The sequence below is a fragment of the Streptomyces sp. SID14436 genome, from assembly GCF_010548465.1.
GTDB lineage: Bacteria > Actinomycetota > Actinomycetes > Streptomycetales > Streptomycetaceae > Streptomyces.
In genome coordinates, this window is the sequence record NZ_JAAGMD010000360.1 from 1 (window position 1) to 759 (window position 759).

At 79.4% G+C, this 759-nt stretch carries 1 pseudogene; it reads right to left on the reverse strand.

The annotated features are described in order from the left end of the window. Window positions 1–623: pseudogene (locus G3I53_RS12640) on the reverse strand (hypothetical protein); the annotation flags it as partial. Window positions 624–759 lie beyond the last annotated feature (136 nt).

Here is a 759-nt window from a genome sequence, read left to right on the forward strand (position 1 = left end):
CGCACCCGCCCCGGCCACCACCCCGGTCGCCGGGTGGACGAGCAGCACCAGCCCGTACAGCACGCCCAGGCCCGCGCCCCGGTCAGCCCCCACGCCCAGAAGGTCAGCCCGGCCGCGAGCACCGACGGGTACGGCAGCGTGGACGCCGGCCCCGGACCGCCGCTCCACCCTCCCGCCTGCGCGCCCCACAGCAGCGTCACCCCGGCCAGCGCCAGGACCGGTGCCCGGCGGCGCGGGCTCAGCACCCGGACGAAACGCCCCAGCCCGGCCAGCAGCACCAGCAGGTTCAGCGGCCCGGCGAGCCGCAGCACCTCCCGCCCGCCCAGCTCCGTCACCCGGGCGAACACCGCCTGGGCCAGGGCGTAGGGCGTGTAGGCGGGGCTGCCCGCGCCCGGCAGGTCGGCCGTCGGGTGCCGCGGGTGGAGCAGGTCGTCCCGCAGGCGCTCGATCGCCGCCGCGTGCAGCCCGGCGTCGCAGCACAGCGGCACCGCCCAGAACGCCAGGGACAGCGCGAGCCAGCACAGCAGACCGGCGAGCTGGTACGGCGTGGGGCGCCACCGGCCGCCGCCGCGCAGCGCCGTGGCGCCGGTCAGGGCACGCCGGACCGGGGTGTCGGCGCTCACCGGCGGACGTGGGGCGGTCGGGACGACGGGGGCATTCGCCGTATGTTCCCGCCCGGCCCGGCCACGTGACCGGGTGTCACCTCATCGGATCAGTGCCCCGGCGCGGGCGCTCCGGGGCCGGGGCGCCGGCCGGGAC